Source organism: Pirellulales bacterium (assembly GCA_036490175.1).
GTDB lineage: Bacteria > Planctomycetota > Planctomycetia > Pirellulales > JACPPG01 > JACPPG01.
In genome coordinates this window covers 1-24,887 of the sequence record DASXEJ010000193.1, presented here as the reverse complement: position 1 = coordinate 24,887, position 24,887 = coordinate 1, and the positions used below count along the sequence as shown (strand labels likewise).

General features: G+C 60.7%; 21 protein-coding genes. 7 read left to right on the top strand and 14 right to left on the bottom strand.

Annotation, left to right across the window (positions count from 1 at the left end; translation table 11 throughout):
• Window positions 1–127: 127 nt before the first annotated feature.
• Window positions 128–1,030: a hypothetical protein gene (locus VGG64_13965; GenBank protein ID HEY1600710.1), complete on the top strand. Its 903-nt coding sequence runs from the start codon at window positions 128–130 to the stop codon at window positions 1,028–1,030.
• A gap of 316 nt (window positions 1,031–1,346) precedes the next feature.
• Entirely contained in the window at window positions 1,347–2,063 is a 717-nt protein-coding gene (locus VGG64_13960; protein HEY1600709.1) for a (Fe-S)-binding protein, read from the top strand.
• Between the two features lie 34 nt (window positions 2,064–2,097).
• Here the strand turns inward: VGG64_13960 and VGG64_13955 are convergent, their stop codons facing one another.
• From VGG64_13955 to VGG64_13930, 6 genes are all read right to left on the bottom strand, one after another.
• Complete coding sequence (locus tag VGG64_13955) at window positions 2,098–3,369, bottom strand: DUF1501 domain-containing protein (protein HEY1600708.1); 1,272 nt, start codon at window positions 3,367–3,369, stop codon at window positions 2,098–2,100.
• A gap of 138 nt (window positions 3,370–3,507) precedes the next feature.
• Entirely contained in the window at window positions 3,508–5,286 is a 1,779-nt protein-coding gene (locus tag VGG64_13950) for a DUF1549 domain-containing protein (GenBank protein HEY1600707.1), read from the bottom strand.
• Between the two features lie 606 nt (window positions 5,287–5,892).
• Window positions 5,893–7,890 carry an ABC transporter ATP-binding protein gene (locus VGG64_13945; protein ID HEY1600706.1) on the bottom strand — a complete coding sequence of 666 codons (1,998 nt, stop codon included), beginning with the start codon at window positions 7,888–7,890 and terminating at the stop codon, window positions 5,893–5,895.
• Window positions 7,891–8,305: 415 nt separating this feature from the next.
• On the bottom strand, window positions 8,306–9,172 hold the full coding sequence (locus tag VGG64_13940; GenBank protein ID HEY1600705.1) for a metallophosphoesterase: 867 nt from the start codon (window positions 9,170–9,172) through the stop codon (window positions 8,306–8,308).
• A 129-nt stretch (window positions 9,173–9,301) separates the two neighbouring features.
• A complete protein-coding gene (locus VGG64_13935; GenBank protein ID HEY1600704.1) occupies window positions 9,302–10,414 on the bottom strand; it encodes an SO2930 family diheme c-type cytochrome in 1,113 nt (370 codons plus the stop codon).
• Between the two features lie 7 nt (window positions 10,415–10,421).
• On the bottom strand, window positions 10,422–11,714 hold the full coding sequence (locus VGG64_13930) for a parallel beta-helix domain-containing protein (GenBank protein ID HEY1600703.1): 1,293 nt from the start codon (window positions 11,712–11,714) through the stop codon (window positions 10,422–10,424).
• A 562-nt stretch (window positions 11,715–12,276) separates the two neighbouring features.
• Here VGG64_13930 and VGG64_13925 point away from each other — a divergent pair.
• A complete protein-coding gene (locus VGG64_13925) occupies window positions 12,277–12,651 on the top strand; it encodes a hypothetical protein (protein ID HEY1600702.1) in 375 nt (124 codons plus the stop codon).
• A gap of 200 nt (window positions 12,652–12,851) precedes the next feature.
• On the opposite strand, the gene fabF is transcribed toward VGG64_13925, so the two are convergent.
• The 6 genes from fabF to VGG64_13895 form a co-directional block, all read right to left on the bottom strand.
• The gene (gene fabF / locus VGG64_13920; GenBank protein ID HEY1600701.1) at window positions 12,852–14,135 is read right to left on the bottom strand and encodes a beta-ketoacyl-ACP synthase II; all 1,284 of its coding nucleotides are present in this window, start codon (window positions 14,133–14,135) and stop codon (window positions 12,852–12,854) included.
• Window positions 14,136–14,276: 141 nt separating this feature from the next.
• Window positions 14,277–14,828: a 3-hydroxyacyl-ACP dehydratase FabZ family protein gene (locus tag VGG64_13915; GenBank protein ID HEY1600700.1), complete on the bottom strand. Its 552-nt coding sequence runs from the start codon at window positions 14,826–14,828 to the stop codon at window positions 14,277–14,279.
• Window positions 14,829–14,983: 155 nt separating this feature from the next.
• A complete protein-coding gene (locus VGG64_13910; GenBank protein ID HEY1600699.1) occupies window positions 14,984–15,373 on the bottom strand; it encodes an acyl carrier protein in 390 nt (129 codons plus the stop codon).
• Window positions 15,363–15,518: a hypothetical protein gene (locus VGG64_13905; GenBank protein ID HEY1600698.1), complete on the bottom strand. Its 156-nt coding sequence runs from the start codon at window positions 15,516–15,518 to the stop codon at window positions 15,363–15,365. The genes VGG64_13910 and VGG64_13905 overlap by 11 nt, the downstream gene beginning before the upstream one ends.
• A 29-nt stretch (window positions 15,519–15,547) precedes the next feature.
• On the bottom strand, window positions 15,548–16,300 hold the full coding sequence (locus tag VGG64_13900) for an SDR family NAD(P)-dependent oxidoreductase (protein HEY1600697.1): 753 nt from the start codon (window positions 16,298–16,300) through the stop codon (window positions 15,548–15,550).
• Between the two features lie 104 nt (window positions 16,301–16,404).
• On the bottom strand, window positions 16,405–16,890 hold the full coding sequence (locus VGG64_13895) for a 3-hydroxyacyl-ACP dehydratase FabZ family protein (protein ID HEY1600696.1): 486 nt from the start codon (window positions 16,888–16,890) through the stop codon (window positions 16,405–16,407).
• 543 nt (window positions 16,891–17,433) lie between these two features.
• Between VGG64_13895 and VGG64_13890 the strand changes: the two genes are divergently transcribed.
• From VGG64_13890 to VGG64_13875, 4 genes are all read left to right on the top strand, one after another.
• A complete protein-coding gene (locus VGG64_13890; protein HEY1600695.1) occupies window positions 17,434–17,886 on the top strand; it encodes an Hsp20/alpha crystallin family protein in 453 nt (150 codons plus the stop codon).
• 104 nt (window positions 17,887–17,990) lie between these two features.
• A complete protein-coding gene (locus VGG64_13885; protein ID HEY1600694.1) occupies window positions 17,991–18,383 on the top strand; it encodes an Hsp20/alpha crystallin family protein in 393 nt (130 codons plus the stop codon).
• A gap of 334 nt (window positions 18,384–18,717) precedes the next feature.
• Window positions 18,718–20,478 (top strand): phosphoenolpyruvate--protein phosphotransferase, encoded by a 1,761-nt coding sequence (gene ptsP / locus VGG64_13880; GenBank protein HEY1600693.1) that lies wholly within the window; start codon window positions 18,718–18,720, stop codon window positions 20,476–20,478.
• Between the two features lie 101 nt (window positions 20,479–20,579).
• On the top strand, window positions 20,580–23,471 hold the full coding sequence (locus VGG64_13875; GenBank protein HEY1600692.1) for a prolyl oligopeptidase family serine peptidase: 2,892 nt from the start codon (window positions 20,580–20,582) through the stop codon (window positions 23,469–23,471).
• 47 nt (window positions 23,472–23,518) lie between these two features.
• On the opposite strand, the gene VGG64_13870 is transcribed toward VGG64_13875, so the two are convergent.
• Window positions 23,519–24,478: a hypothetical protein gene (locus tag VGG64_13870; GenBank protein HEY1600691.1), complete on the bottom strand. Its 960-nt coding sequence runs from the start codon at window positions 24,476–24,478 to the stop codon at window positions 23,519–23,521.
• Window positions 24,479–24,544: 66 nt separating this feature from the next.
• Window positions 24,545–24,887 (bottom strand): PEP-CTERM sorting domain-containing protein (locus tag VGG64_13865; protein HEY1600690.1); only part of this gene is annotated, 343 nt, incomplete at its 5' end.

Genomic DNA, 24,887 nt, shown 5'->3' with positions numbered 1-24,887 from the left:
GGTATGCTAGAAATCGCCGCGCCAAGCCTTAAAAAATCGCAACTGTAGCGAACATTCAAGCGAAACGCATCGCCCCAAACGATGTGCCACGGGGGACTGGCAGCCGTAATCCGGTGGGAGACGCAGCGTGACGGAATTAACGTGGATTTCCAGTGCGTCGGCCAGTGCCCTGTACGCCGCGGCGATGCTGGCACGCGGTGTACCCTTGATCGATGCACGCTGGGAGCAGGCGCTGGCCGAGGCTGTACGGAATTTGACCACCTTGCTGACCGCCCATTCGATCTCGCTGGAGGCGTTCTTCGACCATGTCGTGCCACTAACTACGTTCAGTGAAAATCAGCGCGAACTTGCCGGCAACATCGCGCGGCGCGCCACCGGCCAACGCCCGACGGAGGAATTCGTTTCCGAACTGGCGGCCGCGATCCTGGTCATTGAAAAGATCGGCGGCCAGCAGGTGCCGAATACCGTCGCCGAGATCGATCTACGCAGCCGCCTGTTGCGCGAGCAATGGGAGTCGCGTGGGCCCGGCCTGTTGGCAGCTATTTCTCGGGCGACCGCGGCCGAATTGCAAGTTCCCCACGCGAACGTGCTGGCCGTTCTGCCCATCACCGGGGGCGGTGGGCAGGTGTATTTGCCCTACGATTCCTTGTCGATCGAAACCATGCTTGCCAATCCGCACGCCGAACTCCCCGAGGTCGTGCGGCTGGGGTGGTTGATTGCGGCCTTGCCGATGGGCCAGCCACGATTCTGCCAGTCGGTGTCTGCCGCGCGCCTTCCCCGGCTGGCAGGACTGTCGCTGCTGCCGGCGGCGCTCGAAGCGGCCGAGTATGTCGAGCTGGCTCGCAGCGATCCGCTGAGCTGGAAATTGGCGATCGACGCCTGGCGCCTGGCAGAGCCCGAGCGCACGGAGCATGCCGCGCAACTGGTCGAAACTCTCGCCGATTGGTGGCGCACATTTCGACAATCTCCAACATCGTGGGCGGTGGCGCTAACGGCGCTCGATCGAATGCTGGCGGCGGAACAACTCTAGTATCCGCGAATGTGTGACAGGAGGATTGCAAAGTCGATGGGTGCCCGGGGGTCGGCGTATTCGCCGCCCGCAGATTTTGGCGACAAACTGGGGACTCGCTTCGTTCGACCCAGCGACCCAAACACGAATTGGACTTCGCAATCGTTGTTCGGACAGTCGTCCGTGCCGTGGCATGTCCATCGCTAATGCGTCCGTAGAGAACCGGCTTGCGTACGAAAGCTTGCGTTATCTGCGGATCCATGTTCACCACACACGGCCGCACGATCAGCATCAGGCCGTTTCGTGCCGGGCGGGCGCCTGCTAACATGGGCGGCGCATGAAGCTCTCACTGTTCATCACTTGCCTGGGGGATGTGTTGCGGCCGGAAGTCGGTCGCGCCACGGTGCGCCTGCTGCGCCGGCTGGGACACGAAATCGACTTCCCCGAGGCGCAAACCTGCTGCGGGCAACCGTTCTTCAATTCGGGCTTTGCCGACCTGGCCCGCGAGCAAGCCAAGCAGATGATCGAAGTCTTCGACAATGGTCAGACGGTCGTTGTTCCCAGCGGCTCGTGCGCGGCGATGGTCAAGATCGAGTATCCGCATCTGCTGGCCCACGACGAACGCTGGCACGCGCGGGCCGCGGACCTGGCGGCACGCACCTTCGAGCTGGCCGATCTGTTGGTGAATCACTTGAGGGTCGTGCAGGTCGGCGCGCGTTACCCCGGCAAGGTTGCCTATCACTACGCCTGCCACCTGCGCGGGCTGGGGATGACCACCGAAGTCGAGCGGTTGCTAGAGAATGTCGACGGGCTGACGTACGCGGGCATCGACCGCCAAGACCAGTGTTGCGGCTTTGGCGGCTCATTCTCGGTCCGCTACCCGCAGATTTCCACGGCTATGGTGACCGACAAGGTGAACTGCATCACGGCCACCGGGGCCGACGCGGTCGTATCGACCGATGCCGGATGTCTGATGAACATCGGCGGCCGCCTGCGCCGGCTGGGGCACAAGCTCGAAGTCTTGCATCTGGCAGAACTGCTGGAGCGGCAGTAGCGCGTCGTTCGCTTGAGCAGTCGCTTACCCCGCTCTACGCAAACAGCTCTTTGATCACTCGGCCGCTGTTGGCGATTTTCATGGGGCGATTGTTTTTGCTGGTGAACGTGGTTTCCAGCGAGACGCCCAGGGCCTTCAGAACCGAGGCCATTAGGTCTTCGCTCTTGTAGGGATCGGTCGTGACTTCGGTGCCGTCTTCGTTGGTGGCGCCGACGACTTTGCCCCCCTTGATGCCGCCGCCCCCCACGGCCACGCTCCAGGCGCGGGCCCAGTGATCGCGGCCGGCCGTGCCGTTGATGCGTGGCGTGCGACCGAATTCACCCATCCACAGCACAACCGTGTCGTCCAGCATGCCACGCTGATCGAGATCTTCGATCAAGGCGCTCATCGATTTGTCGAGCTCGCCCAGCTTGCGCTCCATGGCCGGGAAGATGCCGTTGTGCATGTCCCATCCGCCCAGATCGACCTCGACGAAGGGAACTCCCTCTTCGACCAGGCGGCGCGCCATCAGGCAGCCATTGGCGAAACCACCGCGGCCGTACATCTCGCGCGTCTTTTGCGGCTCGCTGTTGATCTTGAATGCCCCCATCTGCTTGCTGGTGAATAGCGAGACCGTCTTCTGCAATACCTTTTGATGTTCGACGGCCGCGTCGCCCCGATTTTGAGCAATGAAGCCCTTTTCGATCGAGGCCAACATATACATTCGCTGTTCCAGGCGATCCTGCTTGAGCGCCGTGGCGGCGTTGCGCACGTCGCCGTTGTAATCGACCACGAACGGAGCGTAGGTCATTCCTAAAAACCCGGGCCCTACACTGCCGCCCCCCACCGAGACGAACGGCGGAATCTGCAAGTCGCCCAGCTGGCTGGCCAACTCGTGGCTCACGACCGAGCCGTAGCCAGGATGCTCGATCGTGGGGTTCGGGACATATCCGGTATGCATGTAATAGCGGCCGCGCGTGTGATCCGCCTCGCGCGTGCTCATCGAGCGGACCACAGCCATGTGCTTCATCTGCTTGGCCATCAGTGGCATGTGCTGACAAATCTGCATCTCGCCGGTGGTCGCGATCGGCTTGAAGTTGCCTCCGGTAGAGGTGCCCGGCTTCATGTCCCAGATATCGATCGTGCTCGGCCCGCCCCCCATGTACAGCAGGATGGCTGCTTTGTGGCGCTTCTTCATGTCCTTGGCATTGGCGGCCAGGGAGTTAGTGAAGTTCACCGCGGGCAAGGTCAGCGCGGATGCGCCCGCCAAATGTTCGAGGAAATGGCGGCGGGACATGCCCGTGGGAGTCTTGAACAATCGATTCATGGCGATTTCCTCACTCTCGACCTGGCTGGTGAACTCGCTAGGGATAATTCTACGCGCTAAACTCTCCGCCGACGAATCCGTCCCAATTTCGACATCTTGGGCAGCCCAATCCGAGCTGCCGGTGCTTCCCATCGCCGCTTAGTGATTCAAAATAAACTCGTTGCTATTGAGGAGTGCCCACCACACGTCTTGGAGGGCCGCCATGCCGTCGCCGCCGCGTGCCGCCAGCAACTCGTTAGCTAGCCGAAATTCGTTGGCCGTGGGCTTGCGCGCCAGAGCCGCCAGATACAGCACGTCGATCTTGCCCCCGGCCTTCATATTGCTGGTCCACACTTTGTGCAGGAAACTGCCCGGCTCGTCCTTCGTGGCGTTTTGGATCAGGTCACCGTTCATCATCATCAAGGTTTGCGGGATCGTGCCGTTGAAGGTCGTTTCGTCGTCCCCTTCGTCGGTGCCAAAGGCGATCGTGAACTGTTCGAGCCAGGCCCCCTTGGTCTTCTCCTGCTGCTCGTAGCTCCCCTTGACCTTGTCGGCCTCGGTGGCGGCCAGCAGCGACTCGTACAGCTCCTCAGCGCGCATCTGGCGCAAATAGAAGTGGCTGAACAGCGGCTTCTCGCCGAGCGTCGGGTCGTCGCGCTTGTTCTTCGGCCCGATCTTGCTCGATAGTGCATAGGGTTCGCTGAGGGTGATCCAGCGGATAAGTTGCTTCAAGTCGTGCCCATGTGCCGAGAATTCTTGTCCCAACCGCTCGAGCAATTCGGGATTGGTGGCCGCGTTGTGCGGGCCCAGATCGTCGATGGGTTTGGTGAAGCCGTAGCCCAAGAAGTGGGCCCACAAGCGGTTGACGATGGCCCGGCCGAAAAACTCGCTTTTGACGACCAGCTTGGCCAGCTCGACGCGGCGATTTACTTCGTCGGCGAAACCGCTGTGGCCGATTTCGGTGCCGTCGACGAACGTCGGAAAGGCCACCTTCGTTGTGCCATCGCGCAGCTCGAAATAGATCTCGGCTTCTTTCGGGTTTTTATTGCTTTCGCCGGGGAAATCTTCGTTTTCCAATCGAACGAAGTCGATTTCGTTACGCCCAGCGAACGTGCGCAGGGCCTTGGTCTGCCGGAAGAAGGCGTTCATGCCCCAGAATTGATCCTGCTTCCATTCGTTGAACGGGTGGTTGTGGCACTGCGTACACTGCACTTGCAGACCGAGGAAATAGCGGGCCGTCTTGGCGGTGGCCGTGGCCGCGTTCTCCTGCAAATTGTCGAGCAAGAAATTCACCGCGCCGTTGTAACCCTCCTCACCCGGCTTGCTGCAGCCGGTGGCGCTGACCAGTTCGTACACCATGGTGTCGTAGCTTTTGTTCTTCAAGAACGAACGACGCAGCCATTGCTGCATGCCTTCGCGATTGACCATGCTGCGGCGATCGCGTTGCTGCGGCGGACGGCCAATCAGCAGATTCGTCCACAGCGCCGTCCAGTTGCGCGCGTACTCTTCGACATACTTGTCCGATTCGAGCAATCGATCGACCAAGGCACGACGCTTGTTGGGCGACTTCTCCGATGTGAATGCCGTCAGTTCGTCGACCGTCGGAATGCGTCCGAGCACGTCGAGGTACAGGCGCCGGCACCATTCGCCATCCGATGCGGCCGGCGATGCCGTGACGCCAGCGTCTTTCCACCCTTGCTTTATTGAGGTGTTTATCAGCGCAATGATTTCCGCATCGGTGGTCGCGCTTTTGGTCGTGGTCCCCTCAGTCGTATCCCCTTTGCGCGCGTTCTTGTCGGTCGTGGGCGCGGCTGCCGGCAGGCCGCGATTGGGGGCCTTCTCGACAGCGAATGCCTGCGCGGTCGCCAGGGCAAAGACGACTAGCGCCAACGGCGCGCGTCCACGTACAACTCGGAGAATGGTCAAGGCAGATCCCATGCTGAAGGGAACGAGAAGAGGACTTCGAGACCAACGGGAATCGGCACGTCGTACGTGCTTGATTCTAAACCCGATGTTGGGCCTCGTCATGTTGCGACTGGCCTCGACGAGCGTGTGGAAGAGGGCGATTTGGCAAATTCTTTTTCAGATTTGCTATTTCGTCGACTTGTCGTTCCCATTTCGGAACAGTCGAAAGTGTATGATTTTGCAACACTTGTTCAAAACCGATACACCTTATCGGCAACGGGACGAGTCGAGAACCGTCTGCCCTGCTTAGGTTCTCGACTCGTTTTTCAGTGGGTTACTATCGGCTCCTCGCTAACCGATCGAACTGTTGGTCATCAGGGCTTGCGCGACCCCGCCTTTTCAGGCTTATTGGCCAACTTTTCGCCCACCTTACCGTTGCACTGTTCGCCTCTCTTCTCAACCGGCCCCGGACTGCTATTCCCCTGCTCCGAGCCTCTTCGCAAGCTTGGAAATTAGCTTTGTCACGTCAGACTAGCGATTCCCTATCTAAGCAAACTGCGTGCCGAAGCGCGCAGCACGCCTCGCACATGAACTGCGAAGGGGATTTAGACGCGATGCCAAGAACGCCAGCGAGCAACGTCAGGCGGTCTCTTTGAACTGAATGCTGTACAGACGGCTGTACAGCTCGGACCGCTGCAACAATTCTTCGTGTGTGCCGACGTCGAGAATCCGCCCCCCCTGCATCACTACGATCCGATCGGCCAAGGCAAGTGTGGCCATGCGGTGCGTCACGATGACGGTGGTTCGGTTGCGGATGAACTGTTCGAGCACCTTGTGGATAAGCTGTTCGCTTTCCAGGTCGATCTGGCTCGTGGCCTCGTCCAGAATCAGCAGGCTAGGGTCGCGCAGGATGGCCCGCGCCAGGGCGATCCGCTGTCGCTGTCCCCCCGACAGCAAACTGCCGCGGGGACCGACAATCGTTTCATACCCTCGTTCGAGCTTGGTCTCTATAAACCGGTGGGCGTGCGCCTGCTTCGCCACCTCGATGACGTCTTGTTGCGTCGCATGGGGGGAGCCGTAACGAATATTGTTCGAGACCGTGTCGTCGAACAGCAGCGTTTCCTGCGTCACCAGACCAATTTGCGAACGGATATCTCCCAGGCGGACGTCCCTCAGATCGATCCCATCGATCCGCACGTTGCCGCCGACGGGATCGTAAAACCTGGGAATCAGGTTCGCCAGCGTCGTCTTGCCGCAGCCATTGGGTCCGACAATGGCAATTGTCTCACCAAAGGCGATCCGCAAGTCGATATCCTGCAGCACGGGCTGGCTGGGATGATAGTGAAACTGCACGCGATCGAAGACCAGTTCCTTGCGATGCCGTCCGAGCGGCACCGGGCGGACAGGATCGATGACCTTTGGTTGCCGATCGATGAGCTGATAAATACGGTCCGCGGCGGCGCTCGCCCGTTGAATTCGGCTGAAGACCTCGGAGAGCTTGCGGGCCGGGTCGCTGGCCCCGGCCAACAGGCCGAAAAACGCCATCAGTCCCTCGATCCCCAGCGGTCGCTCACTCATGCGGACGCCAAACAGGTGCGTTTCTTGATTGATGCCGAGATACGCTCCGGCCAACAGCGCCACCAGGATCGTCGAGATGCCCAGCATTTCCACCAGCGGTCGGGTGAGCGAGTCATACCGCGCGATTTTCATCGACTTGCGGAAATATTGCTTGCTGTTGATGTGAAAGCGCCGCCGTTCGTAGCGTTCCATGGTGAACGCCTTGACGACTTTGATTCCTTGCAGCGTTTCGTCGAGCGTGCTGTAAATTTGCGACATCTCTTCCATCGCGCGGCGGTTGGCCCGTTTGAGCGCCTTCGACAGCGCGCCGATGGAGACCGCGGCCAGCGGGGCGACCAACAACGACAACACCAGCAATTGCCAGCTGATCCAGGCCGCGCCGGCCAGGCAGGCGATCATCTTCAGCGGCTCGCGGATGAACTTGCCGAACAGCTCGCGCAGGCCGTTGGCAAGGCATTCCATGTCGTAGGTAAAGCGACTCATCAGGTCGCTCGCCCCTTCGGCGCTGAAATGCGCCAGATCCATGCGCAGCGTGTGACGGTAGAACGTCTTGGTGAGATCGAAGATCGCCAGTTGCACGATCCGCGACACGAGGATCGCATTGATGATCAAGAACACGCACTTTACGAAGGTGCTCACCAGTAGCACCATCGCGATCATTACGACGGTCTTGAAGGCATCGTGCGGCAGGTATGGCAAGATTACCTTGTCGCGCAGCCACTGAAAGCCTGCCAGCCATCCCTGCTCGGCCGTCAGTTGGCGTTCGATTTTGTCGAGCCTGTTTCTCGATTTCGGCGAAAGTTCCGTGACATCTTTTACCTCGCGGTTAATCGCGTCTTGTTCGCTGGTGAGCTTCTCGACGGTGGCGCGCGATTGATCGATCGACTTGTCGGCCCATTCCTGCAGGGACTTACCTTCGAGCGCCACGGCGACGAAGGGATAGATGGCACTGATGCTGCCACCCCATAACACGGCTACGCCCAAGGCGCAAACAATGGACGCGGCAAACGTCCATCGATGACGCAGCGTGAGGCGCAGCGCCCTGCTAAAGTTGTTCATCCGTGAACCCCCCGGCGCGAGTTGAGTCGTTCATTGGGCGCGCGGCCAATCGACGCCGCACGGTTTGCCGTCCCTTCCAGGCAATCCAAGCCGCAACTTGTAGCAGAAGCACCGCAACGGGCCAAGGCCGCTTGCAGAAGGTGCTAGCGAGCGACCGGAACAGATTCGCAGAACGAACGCCAGGGGCCAGGCGTCGCTGCCGACCCATCGGAAATGGATTTCTCGGAGTCGATCGGACCTACGCCTTTTGTCTCTGCGTAATCTGCGTCATCTGTGGATGTTTCCAGCGTGCTTAAACAACGGCGCCCGTCTTGTGTCGCTGCGGAGGCGCCTAGGAATAATGCGCGCAGGGCGCGGTGATCGGTAAAGGCAGTGCGCGCCGCGTAGCATGAATCGGCGGCCTCGTGGATCGCCGCTAGACTAGCTTTTGAATCCGAGCCACCAGATCCGCGTGGTTGAACTGTTTGTCGAGCGGCACCAGCATGTACGTGGCGTTTTCGCCGCAGCAGTCCAGGATGATCTGCATGTCATTCGGCACCGCGTAGCCCGCCGGGCAGGGCTCGTGGCCGTGAATCAGCGTCGTGGCGCTGACCTTCTTGGCGAACGCCTTGGCATTATCCGGGCGGTAGTCGCGCCCCCACACCAGGCGGAATACTTCTCCCTGCTCCTTCAAATCCAGTGCGCCCAACGGTCGCTTGAAGATCGTAGCATCGAAGCCGCGCAAATCGACCTGCTCGGGCAGGCTGTGGCAGATGAACACGCCGCCGGGCAGACGCACGGCGAGCGGGCAACTGCGCAGAAATTCAGTGTAGGCCTCGCGCACTTTCTCCGTCGCGGCGCCGTACATCTCCTGCAGCCCCAAGCGAAACATCAGATTCAGCATCTTCTTCGCTTTGAGGATCGGATAGTCGGTCAGCTCTGCCAGTTCGTGGTTCGACAGCAGAAAATGAAATCGCTGCGGATAGGCCGCCTTCAGCTTGGCGACGTCCTCCAGCATGCCGTGGGACATATCGCCATTGTTGGTCGGATAGGTGGGGCCGCCGTGGCAGACCTCCTGCATGATCAGGTGCCGCCGCGGATGATGCTCCAAGTCGGCGATGCGCTTGATAGCGTTGAAATTCCGCCGATTGCCGTGCAGATCGGCCGTGATCATCACGTCGTCGCCGACTTCGGACGACAAGACAACGACGTTCCCTTCGCGCGAAGGCGTGTCCAGATTGGCTTTTGTCGCCTTGTTGTAAGTGGCGATGACGCCTTCGATGTATTCGATGCTCGCGACCATGTAACTACAGCATATCAGAAGGTCGATGCCGCCCAACCCCGTCCCGCGACACGTCGCTCGTTGGCATCGTGTTGCCGCTTTCGCAAGCGGTCCGCCACGGCTCGCCGGCTGAATGTTTCAGGCCGGGTGTTACTGTCCGCCGGCCCCCTCGCGCGGTTCCTTGCCCAACTCGGACATGGCGGCGATCCAGTCTCGCACCAGGGCCAAGCCCTCTTGGTGGATGAGCCGTTTGCCCAATTCCGGCATCATAATGCCCGCGTCGATCGAGCCGATGCGAAACGCCAGGATCGATTCTTCAGGTTTGCCCGGTACGATATCGTACGCCAAGCCGCCCGAGCCCCGTCCGGCGGCCACCGGCGGCTTGAGAATTCCATAGGCCGTGGGGTTCGCCTGCGAGGCCATCAGGTCGAGTCCCGAATTCCGCGCCGGCCCGAGTGGATTGTGGCAGTGGGCGCAGTTGATTTCCAGCCAGGCGCGGGCCCGCGCGTCGAGCGTGCCGCTAGCGGGATCGTCCCAGGCAGCCAGCCGCGGTGCCTTGTCAGGAGCCGGAGCACCTACGAGCGCCCCTTTGCGGGTCCAATAGGCAAGCTGGTTCTCGCTGCCATGAGTGTAGGCGAAATCGCGATTCAGGTGCCGCGCCTTCGGGCCCAGCGGCAACATGGTCTCGCCTTGCTTGTGGCAGCCCTTGCACTGATTGGCATTGGGCACGATGTAATTGTTCGTACGCTCGTTGCCGGCGGCATCGATCCAACCAGAGTTGATCGTGGTGCCGGCCACATCCAGCGTGGCTTCGGTCTGTTCCGCATTCCAGATATAGGGCAGGCCTACCCAACCGTCGGCTTGATGCGCCAGAATGCGCGTTTCCAACAATCGCTGGCCCAATTCAGGTCGCCGCGCGTCGACCGGGTAAGCAAAAGTCTTAGCGATCAGCGTGCCGACTGGAAAATCGAAGGCTTCGTCCGCGCTGTACGTCGCGCTCTTGCCGGCCGGCAATTTGACGAACCGATATTTGGTCGTGTAGTCCGAAAACAGCGCCGAATTCAAGTCATAGGGGATCACGCCCTCGACCGGCTGCTGCGTGGCACCGTTGCCGACGAATAAACCGTAGGCCGAGAGCTTTTCGGGCGGAGCGTCGGCAGGCTGTGGCACGGACGTACCCGTGCCACAGCCGCTCGCTAATAGCAGCAACGCCAGCCAGCGCACGCGTGTGCGGGAGAAACGACAGCAGCGGTGTACAGGCACGGCTGGCTCACTTCACGCCGGCGATAGAGACGGGCGACAACGCCGATAACGCGCCTTCGTACGACTTCAACTCGCGGTCGATGTTCGGTTTCTTGTTGGCAAAGACCGCGGCCGCGTTCAACGCGCCGCCGTCGAAGTTCACAAACTTGGCATCGCCGTTGTTGCTAATCCGAATCCGCTTGGCCTCGGGCAACTCGCCATCGACAAGTTTCTTTTCGTCGCGAATCCCGTCGTACATGATGTCCGGAAACGGCGTTCCCAGGATCTTGCCCAGGATGCCGCCCAGGTCGCCGGCAGGACTGTCGCCGTTATTGGCGAATTTGTTGTCGTGGATGTAAATCGACTCGCAGTAAGGATCGTACTTGTCGTCCTTGATCGGCTTCTGATTGATCAAGTAGCTGACGATCAGCAGCCCCGTGCTCTTGTTGGTTTCGACCTTGTTATCGAACAGTTCGACCTGGTCGTTGGCCATGATCATCATGCCGGTGCCCGGCGGGACCGTGGCCACGATGTTTCCCTTGGGGGCAAAGTTGTCGTGGTTGTTGCTGACCACCGTGTTGTTGAACACGCGGCAGCTGCGGCCGTCCTTCTTGGGCAGATCCGGCAGCGAAAAGACCAGGATGCCGCCCGTGTTGTCGGTGGCCGTGTTCTCATAGACGTCGGCATTGACCGAGTTCTCGATCTCGATGCCGGCCACGTTCTTCTCGACTCGATTGCGGCGAACGATGATATTCTCTGACTGGCCGACATAGATGCCGGCATCAGAGGCGCCGATCGCAACGCAATCTTCGATCAACACGTCCGAGCAAAGCACCGGATAAACTCCGTAGGCGCCATTGGTTTCCTTAGCGCCACCGGTCCATTCCGTGCGTACCCGGCGAAAGGCGATCTTCTTGGTGTCCTGAACTTTGACGGCGTCCCCCTTGGCGTCTTCGACGGCCAGGTCTTCGATCGCAATATTCTCAGGGCACTTAACCCGCAGCCCTTCGCCGCCAGTCCCTTGCTGTTGGTTGGCGAAGCTAAGAATCGTCTTATCGGGACCCTGCCCGCGAATGGTGACGTCGCTGACGTCTTCCAACGAGAGCGTGGCGTCGAAATCGAACTTGCCTTCGCCGAATTCGATCACCGCGCCGGGCTTGGCGTTGATGAGCGCCGTTTGCGCACGTTTCTGAGCGTCATGACCCGCGTCGACACGCGTGACATTTGCGGCGGTTTTCTTTGCGCCGGGCTGCTGAGTGCAGCCGGTTACCAACGCCGACAAGCCGAGCAGAGTGGCGGTAAAAAATGCGAGTGCGCGCACGAGGAGTCTCCTTGGTCAGGGCAGAATGCGAAATAATCCAGACCTCACGTGAGCTCGCGACCGCCACTTGCCACGAACTCGTCAGACGGCACTCCCTATCGGGCCGACGCCGTCGCCCCATTATAGACATCTATCACCAGCCGTAGAAAGGGATCGCCGCGGCTGCCACGCCGGCAGCCCCTTTCCAACCCCCTGCCGCAAGCACTGCGTGCAAGGGGCGGGGATCATCCTGCTACCACGGGGATCGGTAAATCCCACGGGCCAGAGAGACTTTGCCGTCCGAGGCATAAGTTTGGGTTATGCGGATTTGCTCGATTTTGCCGCTCTTGCCGTCCGATAGTCCTCTGTAGGTGGTCCTGGAAACGGGCCGCCCGCGAGCGCCACGCTCGCCAAGCGCCCGCGCACTTTTCCAGGATTGGCGGAGTCAGAGCATTTTCCCGGGGGGAAGCACGTCGTAGCGAAACATCGCGCTGCCGCGCTGCTGAGGAACGCTTTCGAGGACTGCACGTGCCGGCCGACCGGGGGCTTGCGGCGCAGTTCGTGCGAAAAGGAAACATGGCCCATGAAGCGGTTACTGTTGGCCGTCAGCCTGGCGGCATTAATTGGCTCCAGCTCCGGCTGCTGCCTATTTGACCGACTATTCGGTCACGGCGGTTGCGCCGCCTGCTGCGGCAAGTGCGGCCCTTACCCAGGCGGCGGCGCTCCGTCCTACAATTCGGGCTGCGGACCCGGCGGCTGCGGACAAGGTAGCTGCGGTCCGGGCGGTGGATGTGGGCCAGGCGATTGCTCACCGGGTTGTGCCCGCAATGCGGGTAGCGGACCGATGGACGGCTCGGAGTTTGCCGGCCCGCCCACCGGCGGCGTCACCTATCCCTATTACACCACACGTGGCCCTCGCGATTACCTAGCGAGCAATCCGCGGGGCATCGGCCCTTAAGCGGCAAGGCCAGACAAAAAATGCAGGGGTGCACAGACGGGGGATGTTCTGCCTGACGAGGTAGAACACCCCCTTTGTCTGTTTTATGAAGCTGCCGCTCAGCGCAGCCCTTTGCGGCGCTTGCCAGAATCATTTGCGAGGTGGTGTGTGGGCACGACGCGTCGTGCTGCGCCACTACGCAGCCGCGGGCACCCGGCAACTTACCCGGCGAACCGTGACGCGATTAGCGTGATGTTCTGTCCGCCGAAGCCGAAGCTGTTCGAAGCGGCCGAATCGCAACCGATGTCGCGCGCCGCGTTGGCGATGTAATCCAGGTCGCATTCGGGATCGGGCGTCTCGTAATTGATCGTCGGCGGCAGCACGTTGTCGCGGATTGCCAACAGGCAGATGATGAATTCCGTGGCTCCCGCCGCGGCGATCAGGTGCCCCATCATGCTCTTGGTGCTCGACACCGGAATCTTGTAGGCCTGGTCGCCAAAGACGCGCTTGATGGCCAATGTCTCGACCTTGTCATTGACCTCGGTGCTCGTGCCGTGGGCGTTGATGTAATCGATGTCGTCGAGGTTCAGCTGCGCGTCGTCCAGCGCCATCCGCAGGCACTTGGCGGCGCCGCGGCCTTCGGGATGCGTGTCCGTGATGCGATAGGCATCGGCCGTTGATCCGTAGCCCACGACCTCGCCGAAGATCGGCGCGCCGCGGCGCTGCGCATGTTCCAACTCTTCCAGCACGACCATGCCGGCTCCTTCCCCCAACACGAATCCGTCACGGTTTCTGTCGAACGGGCGCGAGGCCCTGGTCGGCTCGTCATTGTGCGTGCTCAGTGCCGTCAGCAGGTTGAAGCCAGTGACGCCGAACGGGTGGATCATGCTGTGTGTTCCGCCCGACAGCATGACGTCGGCCTCGCCACGACGAATAATCTCGACCGCTTCGCCAATGGCCTGGCTGCTGGCCGCGCAGGCCGTGAGGCAATTCAGGTTTGGTCCCTGCGCGTCGAACATGCTGGCCAAATGCCCGGCCGGCATGTTGGGCTCTTGTTCCAGCTCGCTGAGTGGATTGAGAATCTCCAGCCCCGACTCGGTGAACTTGGCGATGTCGAGCGAGTCTCCTTCGATGGCGCTCATCATCATCTGTGTAAAGCGGTTGAAGTCTTGCTGCCCTTCGCCGCTGCCGAGATAAATGCCGAAGCGCGTGGGATCCAGCGACGAATCGAGCACGCCCGACGCCGTGACCGCTTGCTTGGCCGCGCCGACCGCAAAGTGCGTGTGCCGACCCTGGTATTTCCAGCGTTCCGGGTCCTCGCCGACGGCCGACACGTCCCAGTTGCGGACCTCGGCCGAAATTTGTGTGGGGAAATTGCGGGCGTCGAATAGCGTTGTTGGCCCGATGCCGGAAGCGCCGTTGCGTAGATTCTGCCACAGGGTATCGATGTCGGTCCCCAGCGGCGTGACACATCCGATGCCCGTGACCACGACTCTGCGTCTCATCGATTGCCTCCTGTCGAAGCGATATTTCGAGCCGGTTCCCCGTAAGATTCTTCGGCTCCTCCCGCCGGTTTGTCCATCGGCGGCGCACGACAGCTACTTTGGGGGACGCCATCTTATGGCGAGCACGTCACACTGGGGGTCTTATTCCAGACTGGACAGTCCGCCGACACCATTGCTGGCACGCAAGCGCGCCAAGCCCGGCGGCTCGGCGATGGGACGCCCATCAGGGCCGGCTCCCACGTCGAACACCCCCAATAGTTTCAAAGTAAACACGAAATTCTTGGGCTCGAACAGTGTCCGGCCGCGTCCATCTTCGGCCAGGTGTGCGAAGAACAGCTCGGCTTCGCCTTGCAGACGATCCCCGACGTGACTGGTGCAAGAGACCACGCCGCCGTCGTCGCGCACGTCCTCAATGACGGCCGTGTAGACCAGCGTGTCGCCCGGTACGGCCGGAAAATGGAACGTCGCCTTGGGGATCTTGGCCAGGATGACCTTCTTCTCGAAGGCATGTACCTCGCCCACTAACAGGCCGCCGGTCTGCGCCAGCCCCTCGATGATCAACGAGTTGGGCATCATGGGCGCGCCCGGAAAGTGGTCGTGCAGATGCTCTTCTGCCAGCGACAGATTCTTGATCGCGCGGGCCCGCTTGCCGCTCTCGAACTCGATGAATTTGTCGATCCAGATCCAGCGCATTGCGACGGCTCTACCTGCGGCAGGTTGCGGTTTTGAAGTTCTCCAGGGCGCGAACGGTCACGTCCGCCCGCGCACGAACGCGCGAACCAGGCCCTCGTCCCTGCGGGCCGCCGGCCGTGGTTGTCGGCCTTCGGCACCAGTCACCTCTCGGCCGATCAGGCCGTGGTGGCGACCTTCGACTCGACGTAGCGCGCCATATCCTGCACGGTCAATTGATTGACGAAGTTCTTCACGACCGGATTCTTCGAGAACTCGTCCAGGTTGGCGAACGGCATCCGCTTCTTGAGCTGGGCGAGCCCTTCGGCGCTGAGCTTCCCTTGCTGCACGTATTCCGTGCTAGTGAGGATGTCCTCAGGAAACAACTCGCCGCGTGGTATCTTGATGTCGAAGGCCTTCTCCAGGCGGAACACGATATCGAGGAAATCGATCGACTCGGCACCCAAATCGCCGACCAACGTAGCCTCGGGGGTGACCTCTTCTTCGTCGACACCCAGTGCGTCGACTAGCGCCGTGCGGATCTTGTTGAACAGCTCTTCATTGGCCATCGTCATAGTCTCCCACAGATTGTTGCGCACTTGCCCTGGCGAACAGCTCGCCGTTGCAGCGCCGCATGGTTTTCTTGAATGATGAATGCGGGACGACGAGTGATGAATCGACGGCCCCGTAGTGGATCGGGCCTGCTTCGCTCATCGCATTGCCTTCGTCGTTCCGCATTTCCGTCAGTAGCTCCCTAGGCTTAGTCCCCCATCAACGCGCAGCACCTGACCGGTGATATAGCTGGCAGCGTCGCTGGCCAGAAATGTCACCACACCCGCGACTTCTTCCGGCTGTCCAACGCGTCGCAGGGGTATGATTTCCTGCAAACGGTCGCCTGCCAGCCCGCGTACCATTTCGCTCATGTCGGTTTCGATCATGCCGGGCGCCACGGCGTTGACGCGCACTTTCCGCGAGGCCAATTCCTTGGCCAGCGTGCGGGTGAGCGCGTCGATAGCTCCCTTGCTAGCGGCATAGTTCACCTGGCCTTTGGAACCGAACTCGGCGGCTACGCTCGAAATATTGATAATGCTGCCGCGTCGTTGCGACATCATCGACCGTACCACCGCGTGGCAATAGTTGTAGGTGCCGTTCAAGTTCGTGTTGATTACCAGATTCCATTGCTCGGCGTCGATTGTGGCGAACAATCCGTCGCGAATGACGCCGGCTGAATTCACCAAGATGTCCAGTTGCGACCAGTCGCCGAGCAACCGCTCGACGATTTTATGAGCATGTTCGGCATCGGCCACGTCGGCCTGCACCCCGCGCACGTCAAATCCCTTTTCCGCCAACTCTTCGGTCAGGGCCACCGCGGCGTCATGATTCTTGTGATAAACGAAGGCCACTTTGGCCCCCTCAGCGGCAAGCTCGCGCACGCAAGCCCGGCCAATTCCACGGCTTCCGCCGGTGACCAGAGCTGTGCGGTTGGCAAGTCGCATGCAAACAAAAACTCTTGTTCCGTCTGATCGTGGCGGACGAACCGTCGTCCCCGCGAACGGTTGCCGCTCCTCAAACCCGTGGCAATTCAGCGGTGCCGGTGCCTTCAGGCAGCCGACGCCTGTGGCTGATGTAACAACGAAAAAAGCTCGCGCATTTTCAGCTTTACGACATCGTCGGCGATCTGGCGATCGGGGCGTTCATCGGCCAGGTTGTAGCGTTCCAGCACGAGTCGCGCCGAAACCGTCGCGTTTCCGTCTACGGTGCCCGCGGCCTTCAGTCGCGTCTGGCGCTCGTCCTGGTCGATAATCTCGGCCGTTATGGTCAGGGTCTGACCAGGTTGCACGAAATTGGCATATTTCACATTGCGCGCCTCTTTCAGCACCACGGTGCTGTGGGCAAAATCTTCGCTCGCGCGAATCAACCAGGCGCTGGCCTGAGTCATGGCTTCGAGCATCAACACGCCTGGCATCACCGGAAAACCGGGAAAGTGGTCGGCCAGGTACTCTTCTGCCATCGACAGGTTCTTGAGCGCGGTGATCCGTTCACCGGGCGTCAGTTCCACAATCCGATCGACGAGAGTAAAGCGCATACGGCAATAACCAGCCTGGCGCGCCCGGAGTGAAACTTCGGCGCACTGGATTTGGGGGTTTATTAGGGTTCGGTAGTATACAGCGAGACCGCCAAGGCGAACAACCGTAAAAGTCGCCGCGCGTTTCGCGGCCAAAGTGTTGTATCGCAATGCGTTACAGCGATGCGTGCTGCCGGGGGCCGGCCAGCCGCTCAGTTTATTGAGCCACTCTGGGGCCTCGGTCGGGTTGTCTCATCACTTCAGGGCGGCGCTCCCACGACCGGGAGTCGGACCGTCCACCGGCATCAGGCGCAACAATGACATCCACTCATCCAGCCATCTGAACGTCGGCTGCCGAAGTGGCAGCCGTGCTGTTTGGCCCGCGGTGTATGGAACAGGTCAAAACTCGCTGTCGGACAAGCAGCAGTGGCGTTCTACGTGAACGCCTCCGATGGCACGGACTTTGCGATATGAATTGTTCGGGGGCAGGAACAGATCTCAAATCCAGGCCGCTTCGGCCAACGTGCAGAGCGGTCGCTCATGTAATTCCAAAGGAGGTGTCTCATGGTTCGCTGGCGCAATGGCAACGTACATCCTTTTTCACAGTTTCGTGGCGAAGTCGATCGCCTGGTCGGCGATCTACTGGGTTCGGCGACGGCCGCGGCGCCCCGTGCCTGGGCTGCGGTGCGTGCATTTCCGGCGGTCAACGTTTGGGAAGAGGCCGAACAACTCTTTGCCGAGGCCGAACTGCCAGGCCTGAAAACAGAAGACGTCGATGTTTCTGTTTCAGGAGACGAGTTGACGATTCGCGGTCGCCGCCAAGAAGCGAGCCCGGAAACCGCTCAGTTTCATCGGCGCGAGCGCGGAGTGGGCGAATTCTCGCGCACTTTGCGGCTTCCCTACGATGTCGACGCCGAACGCGTCGAAGCAACGCTCCGCGATGGCGTGTTGCTGATCAAGCTCCCGAAGGCCGAGTCGGCCCGTGCGCGCAAGGTCGAGGTGAAGACAGGCGGCTAAGAGTCTTTTTCATTCCGTGATGCGTTCGCGGCAACTGTTATTTGCGACAAGTATTTCACGATTCATTTTATGGCGGCGCGAATGGCGCCCAGGAGAGTAGGATCATGACAACCGAAACCACTCTGCAGAAAGAAGCGCACGAGTCGGATGTGGAAACGACCCGCAACGGCCAGGTCTACCGGCCGCACGTCGATATTCTGGAAATGCCCGACGAACTGGTCGTCGTAACCGATTTGCCGGGCGCGCACGGTTCCGAGGTCGATATTCAATTCGACGACGGCGAGCTAAGCGTCCGCGCGCCGGTACAAGAACGGCAAGCAAACGGCGTGCGGTACCTATTGCGCGAGTTCGGCGTGGGAGAGTTCTACCGCACGTTTCGGGTGAGCGAGCAAATCGACGCCAGTCGCATTGCGGCGGAATTCGCCAATGGCGTGCTGACGTTGCACCTGCCCAAGGTCGCTGCCGTGAAACCGCGCAAGATTACCGTGAGCGGTTAAGAGTGATGGCCACAGCCTCCGGCCTATGAAAATGTCATATATGTAGCGACTCGCGAATAGTGGAGGCTGGTTCGCGGGTCGACCTGGGCCAACGGTGTTGTCGAGGTTCGTCTTAAGAAGTCGCAAGGCGCCAAGGGAGGGAAGATGTCGAACGCATCCGCCGCTCCGCTGTCAGGACACGGCGGGCGCTGCATTTCCGGTTGTGCAATGGACGGTCACGTAAAGAAGGTCCGGTTGTATCGATAGCAACGGTCCTGCCCTCTTCACAAGCGGCACACCCGGCTCGCGACCAGAGATCGTTGTTCACCTCCGCCCCGAGTGATACGATTCTTCCATGCGAAAGGGAATCGGCGTTTCTCCGGGCGTGGTCATTGGCAAGGCTTATTGCATTCATGAGATTTTCGTCAATCCAAAGACCCGCCGTATCGCGGAAGACAAGATCTTTGCCGAGCTGCGCCGCTTTGAACTAGCCCGCGAGCACACGGCCGCCGATTTGCGCGCGCTATACGAGAAAGTCGCCAGCCAGGTTGGCGCAGAACAGGCTGGCGTGTTCCGCGCGCACGAGGGAATCCTGCACGATCCGGCCTTCACGGCCAAAGTGCGCGAGCGGATTGTCGACCATCGAGAGGCGGCGCCGGCGGCCCTGGAATTCGTTCTGACCACCTACACCGCGCTGTTCACGCGGATGGACGACGAATACCTGCGCGAGCGGTTGGTCGATGTCCGCGACGTGATCATCCGGCTCTCTGGCCATTTGTCCCCGGTATTGGCCAAAGACCCGGAAGACGTCAATGGCCCGCTGATATTGGTGGCTAGCGAGCTACTACCGTCGCAAGTCGTAGCGCTCGGCAAGCGGGAGGTGGCCGGCATTGTGACCCAATCGGGCGGTCAGACCAGTCACGCGGCGATTCTTGCCCGCAGTCGCGGCATTCCTGCCGTCAGCGGCGTACAGGGAATATTGCGAGGTGTGAAGAATGGCGACACGCTTGTCGTGGACGGCAGCACGGGACACGTCATCGTCAATCCCGATGCCGAGGCCGAAAGTGCCTACCGCAAGCTGCAACGCGAATTCGTGCTGCTGAAGGATGTGCTCGCCGAGAATCGCGATCTGCCAGCGGTCACCGCCGACGGCACGGCGATCGACTTGCTTGCCAATATCAACAGTGTGGACGATGCCCGGGCGGCCGGCGCGATGGGGGCGGCTGGCGTGGGGCTATTTCGCACAGAGTATTTATTTCTGACCCATCCCAACGTGCCGGACGAAGAGGAACAGCTGACGGCGTACCGCGCGATCATCGAAGCTAGCCCCCGCAGTCGCGTGACGATCCGCACCCTGGACCTGGGTGGTGACAAGACGATTCCTTACTTGGGGCATGACCGCGAAGCGAATCCGTTTCTCGGCTGGCGCTCGATTCGCCTGTCGTTCGAGCATCCGCAGTTTTTCACTACGCAGATCCGCGCCATCGCTCGATCCGCCAAGCAGGCAAACCGCTCGCCGACGGATGTGCGCATCATGTTCCCCATGATCACCACGCTCGAAGAGATGCGCCGCGTCCGCGCCATGGTCCATCGCGTGCGCCGCGCGCTGCACGCCGAAGGAGATCCGGTCTACGATCTGCCCATCGGATTGATGTTGGAAGTGCCGGCGGCCGCCGTATCGATCGAGTCGCTGTTGGAGATTGTCGATTTTGTTTCGATAGGTTCCAACGACCTCGTGCAATACCTGATGGCGGCTGACCGCGACAATCCCAAGGTCAGTCATCTGTGCCAGCCCTTGAGCCCTCCGGTGCTGAAGGTGTTGAGCAACGTCATCGCGGCCTGCAACAAGGCGGGCAAGCCCGTCACGCTCTGCGGCGAAATGGCCGGCCAGCCGCGGGCCTTTGTGCTGTTGATTGGGATGGGGCTGCGCAGCTTCAGCATGAGCCCGGCCTTTATTCCACTGATCAAGGATCTGACTCGTCATCTGACTGTGCCCGGCGCGGAGGAGATCTTGGCAGGCGCACTGCGGCTGAAGACGACGAATCAGGTGAATCGTTTCATGGCCGAGCACATTTCGCGCTTGGCGCCAAATCTGCGCCCGCTCGACTCGGCCTGAGGATGGCGCGGTGGGATAGCAGCCGGCAGTGATCCGCAACCCGCTTCCCGTGGGTGCTATGCTATTGTCCAATTACCGTGGACCTTTGCGGAGATGCTTTCATGCGAGAGATGTTTTATCGTGATGAACCATCCTGGGTGCCATGCTCACGCGGGCGTGAGCATGCTGACCGCACGGAGCCGCGCTACAGGCGTGCGTCGGCCGGCGGGCGTTTTCATGTGCAGCTTCTGACCGGGCTGTGCGTCTTGCTAGCCGGCTGCGGCGAGTCTGCCAATCGCACTCCCGCGGCAAAATCGCCGTCCACAACAACTGCCACCCCGGTCGACGATGCAGAGCCGACGAGCTCTGCCGACGCAGGGGCGCCGTCGCCCCTTAACGCCACGACTTTCCGTTACCCCAAGGCAGAACGAGGCGACCAGGTCGACGACTATCATGGTCGCCAGGTGGCTGATCCTTTTCGTTGGCTGGAAGACACCGACAGCCCCGCGACCCGCACCTGGATCAAGGCCGAGAACGAGCTGACGTTCGATTTTCTCAAGGCCGTCCCCCAACGGGCCCAGATTCACGACCGTCTGACGAAGCTTTGGAACTACGAAAAATACGGCATCCCCGCGGCGCGCGGCGGCCGCTATTTCTATAACCGCAACGACGGCTTGCAAAACCAGAGCGTGCTATATGTAGCGTCTGCGCTCGACGCCGAGCCGCAGGTGCTGCTCGATCCCAACACGCTATCGGCCGATGGCACCGTGGCGCTGTCCGGTACGGCTATTAGCGATGACGGACGACTGTTCGCCTATGGGCTGGCCACGGCCGGTTCGGATTGGCAAGAGTGGCGCATTCGCGACGTCGAGACCAAACGCGATCTGCCAGACCGCTTGCAATGGATCAAGTTCGCCACCGCCTCGTGGTCTCCCGACGGCAGGGGATTGTTCTACAGTCGCTATGACGAGCCCGACGAGCAGACAAGGCTGACCGGCGTCAACTATTTTCAAAAGCTGTTCTATCACCGGCTCGGCACGCCGCAGGCCGAAGACAAGTTGATCTATGAGCGCCCTGACGAAAAAGAATGGGGTTTTAATGGTGACGTGAGTGACGATGGCCACTGGCTCGTGATCCGCGTCTGGCGCGGGTCCGAGATCAAAGATCAGCTGTTTTATTTGGATCTGACGACGCCCGATGCTCAGGTCGTGCCTTGGATCACGGGCTTCGACGCGCAGTACGCCTTTCTCGGCAACGACGGCAACACTTTTTTTCTACGCACCGATTTCGACGCGCCGCGGCAGCGGGTCGTGGCGGCCGATTGCACACAGCCAGGACGCGAAGGTTGGAACGAGATCATTCCTGAGCAGCAAGACGTGCTGCAATCCGTCTCCCTGGTCGGCGACCGGTTGATCGCGCTCTATCTGCAAGACGCGCACAGCCAGGTGCGGTTGTTCGACAAGTCAGGACAGCCGCAGGGTGAAATCCCCTTGGCCGAGATCGGCACCGTGGCCCTGGGCAACGCGCGGCAGCAAGACCAGGAGCTGTTCTATTCCTTCACCAGCTTTCTGGCGGCGCCGACGATCTATCGCTACGACGTCACGACGGGCAAGAGTACCGTCTTCCGCCAGCCTAAGGTGGATTTCGCGGCCGACCGTTACCTGACGGAACAGGTGTTCTACACCAGCCGCGACGGCACGCGTGTCCCCATGTTCATCACGCGTCGGAAGGATACCAAGCTCGACGGTACGAACCCGACATTCTTGTTCGCCTATGGCGGGTTCGACATTTCTTTGACGCCGTCGTTCTCGCCGGGCAGGTTCGTATGGCTCGAAATGGGCGGCATCTACGCGCAGCCGAACTTGCGTGGCGGCGGCGAGTACGGCCGCGCCTGGCACGAGGCTGGCATGAAGGCGCAGAAGCAAAACGTCTTCGATGATTTTCTGGCGGCCGCCGAGTGGTTGACCGCCAACAAGTACACCTCGCGCGAAAAGCTAGCCATTGCCGGCCGGTCGAACGGCGGACTGCTGGTCGGCGCGGCGCTGACGCAGCGCCCCGATCTGTTCGGTGCGGCGCTGCCCGGCGTGGGCGTGATGGACATGCTGCGGTTCCATCGCTTCACCATTGGCTGGGCCTGGGTCAGCGAATACGGTTCGGCCGACAATGCCGAGGATTTTCCCACGCTCTCGGCTTACTCGCCGCTGCACAACATCAAGCCTGGCATCCACTATCCGGCTACGCTTGTCACCACGGCCGATCATGACGATCGCGTGGTGCCAGGACACAGCTTCAAGTTCGCGGCGACATTGCAAGCCGCGCAGGCCGGCCCGCGGCCGATTTTGATTCGCATCGAGACCAGCGCCGGCCACGGTGCAGGCACACCCACTACCAAGCTGATCGAAGAAGCGGCCGATGGCTACGCCTTCCTGGTCAAAGAACTCGCGGTCGACGTGCCGCAGGACTGGGGAACAAGCGAGAACAAAACGTCCGCCGCCACCAAGGGCGAAGCAGCGCCACGTGGAATCGCAGACTCAAGAGACAATGAGGAGACGAGAGACGAAGAGGCGCTTGCTCTGGTTGCCTCAACTGGTGATGACGAACCCGCACCATCCACCACCTGTGAAACGGACAAACCGATGCCCTATATCGACGCCAAAGAACAACTGGTCGCCGAGATTTTCGTCCGTGACCTCGACCGCTCGGTCGCCTTCTACCGCGACCTGGGGTTTGAACTAGTGCGCAAAGAGGGGGATTTTGCCGAGCTAGCCTGGGAGGGTCATCTGCTGTTCGTCGACCAGCGCAGCAATCTGCCCCCTGTGCCCGATTTTCCCGCCGCCAACACGCGCGTGATGGTGCCCGACGTTGATCGCCACTGGAAGCTGTGCGCAGAGAACAAGGCGCGTGTCGTTGCGCCGATCGGCAACCGTTACTACGGCCTGCGCGATTTCACCGTGGCCGACCCCGACGGATACGGCGTGCGCTTTGCCACCAGATTGACGGACGCGAAGAAATAGGCCTCATCGCCGGCAACGTGGCGTGGCACCTCGGTACCACACAGTTGTTACCGCACCGATCGCTTACCGCGCCAGTAAGCGAAGATCAAAGTTAGCACGCCAAACGTTGCCAATGTCTGCGTACCCGGCTCCGGAACGATAAAGAGTGCCCCGAGGGGGTTCGGAAAGTTCAGTACCCCGGTCAGATGGTCGGCGTTCGTGCTTTCGTCTCCGCCGGCAAAGTTGAGCGTCATTCCCCCTATAGAAATGTATTGCCCCTGGTCGTAATTGCTGGTCGCAAAGAGAAGCCCTTTGGAGACCACTTGCATCAGGGGGATCATGAGTGTGCCCGCCGGTGAGAATTGGCTGGTGATTTGCGGCGAAGTCAGATCGATGCCGCCACTGGGACCAAATACGCCGCTGAATCCCATGGCGGCGCCGGACGACAGGCCGTCGGTGACGCCCGTCTCCACGGGCGACCACAGATTACCGGTTGTCCCGACCAGGGCACCGGGTCCTTGCGCGTAGACACCTTGCCCAAAGTCATGCGTGGTCACGGTCCCCACGGTGTCAGCCGACCCGTCCGAGAGGAAGCCATTGATACCTTGCAGCGAACCCGTCGGGCTCGAGTACCACCAACTGTCTCTGTACACCTCGTTCGTGGGGGTACCACTCGGTGCCGGAAAACTCGGTCCCCCCGCACCGCCGTTAGTAATGCTGCTAGGGCTGTTTGCGTCCAACGTATTCCAAGCGGTTTGAATATCCGGCACGTTCGTGCTGCCAGGAGCTTGAATTGGCCCAGCGGAATTCCCCGCCAGGAAACCAAAATCGTGGATCGTCAGGGTCGGGTGAGCGCCGACGCCCGGACGCAGCAAATCCGCCGTAGTGATTACCACGCCGATAGTAAAGGTCCTGGCCCCAACGAGCCCGGGATTGGTATTGGCCGCCATCACCACCAGCTCTGCCCCCCGGCTCGAAATGCCGAAGGTCATGAGAAGCAGCGCGGAGAGGAATACTCGTTTTGCCATTTGAAGTAACTCATGGTTGTAACGCATCCACGGAGCCAGCGTGAGAAATTCAAACAACGATGCCATTCACACTTGCGATACGTCGGTAGTTCGTCGCCTCGCGCGACGGCGATGTGCAATCAGCATTCCGCAAAGACCCAGTGCGGCCAGCACGCAGGAGCTCGGTTCCGGCACGCGCACGAAGTTCGCGCCCACGAGCGAGGGGCTGGCAAAATTGAGCACCCCGACGCCTGGAAGTGCGTAGGTCGCCTGGCCGAATGACAGGTATTGCCCGGACGGAAAATCGACGGATATTCTGACGTCGCCTTTGGTTTCCACCTGCATAAGCGAGATCGTCGCAAACCCGTTCACGAATTGGCTGGCAAAGGCGGGTGACGTCAAATCAACCCCGCCGCCGGGGCCGTAGACC